At 68.9% G+C, this 2,525-nt stretch carries 4 protein-coding genes; 3 read left to right on the top strand and 1 reads right to left on the bottom strand.

Annotated features, from left to right (window positions below):
* Positions 1-1,170, bottom strand: a 1,170-nt coding sequence (locus VHK87_RS15535; RefSeq protein WP_329635800.1) for a cytochrome P450, incomplete at its 3' end; no start/stop codon positions are given.
* Positions 1,171-1,274: 104 nt separating this feature from the next.
* On the opposite strand from VHK87_RS15535, the gene VHK87_RS15530 reads away from it, so the two are divergent.
* The 3 genes from VHK87_RS15530 to VHK87_RS15520 all read left to right on the top strand — a co-directional run.
* Complete coding sequence (locus VHK87_RS15530; protein ID WP_329635799.1) at positions 1,275-1,793, top strand: hypothetical protein; 519 nt, start codon at positions 1,275-1,277, stop codon at positions 1,791-1,793.
* Positions 1,721-2,083: a TrmH family RNA methyltransferase gene (locus VHK87_RS15525; RefSeq protein ID WP_329635798.1), complete on the top strand. Its 363-nt coding sequence runs from the start codon at positions 1,721-1,723 to the stop codon at positions 2,081-2,083. The genes VHK87_RS15530 and VHK87_RS15525 overlap by 73 nt, the downstream gene beginning before the upstream one ends.
* A 203-nt stretch (positions 2,084-2,286) precedes the next feature.
* Positions 2,287-2,525 (top strand): ATP-binding cassette domain-containing protein (locus tag VHK87_RS15520; protein WP_329635797.1); only part of this gene is annotated, 239 nt, incomplete at its 3' end.

Genomic DNA, 2,525 nt, shown 5'->3' with positions numbered 1-2,525 from the left:
GAAGCGCTTGAGGATCTCTTCCCAGATGATGGTCAGCTGCAGCTCGGCCAGCCGGTTCCCCACGCAGCGGTGGATGCCGAAGCCGAACGACAGGTGCTGGCGGGCCCGCGGCCGGTCGATGATGTAGGCGTCGGGGTTGTCGATCACCTCGTCGTCCCGGTTGCCCGAGACGTACCACATCACAACCTTGTCGCCCTTGCGGATGGTCTTGCCGGCGAACTCGATGTCCTGCAGCGCCGTCCGCCGCATATGGGCCAGCGGGGTCTGCCAGCGGATGGTCTCGGAGACCATCGACGGGATCAGCGACGGGTTCGCCCGCAGCTTGTCGTACTGGTCCGGGTTCTGGTTCAGCGCCAGCACCGAGCCGGAGATGGTGTTGCGAGTGGTGTCGTTGCCGCCGACGGTCAGCAGGACCACGTTCCCGTGGTACTCCCGCATCTCCATGTTCCGCGTCGCCTCACCGTGCGCCAGCATGGAGATCAGGTCGCCGGTCGGGGGCGAGTTCACCCGCTCGTGCCAGACGTTGGTGAAGTAGGCGAAGTACTCCTGCATGATCGCCATCTTCTCCTCCAGCGAGGAGATCAGGCCGCCGCCTGGGATGGCCGTCACCACGTCCGACCAGTAGGTGACCTTGCGCCGGTCCTCCTGCGGGATGCCGAACAGCGTCGCCAGGGTCATGGCGGTCAGTTCCATCGACACCTTGTCGACCCAGTCGAACTCCTCGCCGATCGGCAGGCTGTCCAGGATCTGGCCGGCCCGATCGCGGATCAGCGGTCCCAGCAGCTGCAGGTTGGCGGGGGAGACGGCGGGGCTGACGGTCTTGCGCTGCACGTCGTGCTTGGGCGGGTCCATGGCGATGAACATCGGCAGCGGGTCCTGCTGGCCCGTGCCGCCGCCGATGGTGATGCCGCCCAGCACCGACTCCGAGGAGAAGACCTGGTGGTTGGTGTCCACCGCCATGATGTCGTTGTACTTGGTGATGGACCAGTAGGGGCCGTACTCGCTTGCCGGCGTGTAGTGGACCGGATCCTCGGCCCGCAGCCGCTCGAAGTAGGGCCACATGGTGTTGGACTGGAAGAGCGCCGGCTGGGCCGGATTGAGCTGCTCCAGCGGCAGGGCGTAGGCCTTGGCGCGCGCATCCTTCAGAAGGTCGACCGATCCGTCCGCCATGGCGTTTTCCCTACGTTACTCTTTTGCCCGACTATGAAGACGATGACGCAGGCGTCAACTTCCTGTCGGTTGCAGGCCTGCGAAACGCGCGGAGGGGAGGGGGCGTGCCCAGCCTGATCCCCATCGGGTCCGCCGACGATCCGCGGTTGGAGCCGTACCACGCCGTGCGCGAGCGCGACCTGGTCGGCCGCCGCGGCCTCTTCATCGCCGAGGGCGAAGTGGTGCTGCGCATACTGCTCTCCCAGAGCCGCCATGCGCCCGCCTCCCTGCTGCTGGCCGAGAAGCGTGCGGCGAAGCTCGCGCCCCTGATCGCCGGGCTTTCGCCGGACGTGCCGGTCTACGTGGCTCCGCAAGCCGTCATGGACACGGTCGTCGGCTTCCCGATCCACCGCGGCATTCTTGCCGTCGCCCGCCGGGCCGAGCCAACCGATCCCGCCGGCCTGCTCGCGCAGTTGCCGGCGCCGGCGCTCGTGCTCGCCCTGGTCGGCATCGCCAACCACGACAACATGGCGGCCTATTCCGCAACGCGGCCGCGTTCGGCGTCGGCGCGGTGCTGCTCGACCCCGCCTGTTGCGATCCGCTCTACCGCAAGGCCATTCGCGTCTCGGTCGGGGCGGCGCTGACCACGCCCTTCGGCCGCCTGGAGCCCGGCCAGGACCTCGTCGGTCTGCTGGAGTCCCAGGGCTTCGAGCCGATCGCCCTCAGCCCCCGCGCCGAAGTCACGTTGGCCGATCTCGCCCGCCCGGCCCGGGCCGCCGTCATCGTCGGGCCTGAGGGGCCGGGCCTCCCCGACCAGCTTCTCGCCCGCTGCCGGCGCGTGGGCGTCCCGATGGCCAGCGGCGTGGACTCGCTGAATGTCGCGGTCGCCGCGGCCCTGGCGCTCCACCACCTGCGGTTCGTCGCCCGCGGCTGAGACAGGTTGCCCCCCGCCTGCGGCCCAGCTACAGATACCTCTGTTCGCGGGACCTTTCCCGCGCGCGCTGACAAACGTGGATCCGATGTCCGGACGAGTTTGCGAGATGGCCAATCCGATGCAGCCGCAGCTTCCGCTGCCGCTCGCCATCGGCTTTGCGCCGCTCGCCGCCTCCCGTCCCTCGACCCTTCCGGATCCCGCCCATGTCAGCCGTCGTCTCCGTCCAGAACCTTTCTAAGCAGTACCGGTACACGAAGCGCGGCCGCGGCTTCGCGGGCCTGAGCGGCCGCCAGGACGTCGTGGTCGATGCGGTGGCCGGCGTCGCGTTTCAGGTCCAGGCCGGCGAGCGCGTAGCCATCATCGGCCCCAACGGCGCAGGCAAATCCACCACCCTGAAGATGCTGTCCGGCATCCTGGAGCCCACCGCCGGCGAGGCCAGCGT

The sequence above is a fragment of the Phenylobacterium sp. genome, assembly GCF_036263695.1.
Taxonomy (GTDB): Bacteria; Pseudomonadota; Alphaproteobacteria; order Caulobacterales; family Caulobacteraceae; genus Phenylobacterium.
This window is presented reverse-complemented; position numbering and strand designations above follow the sequence as displayed.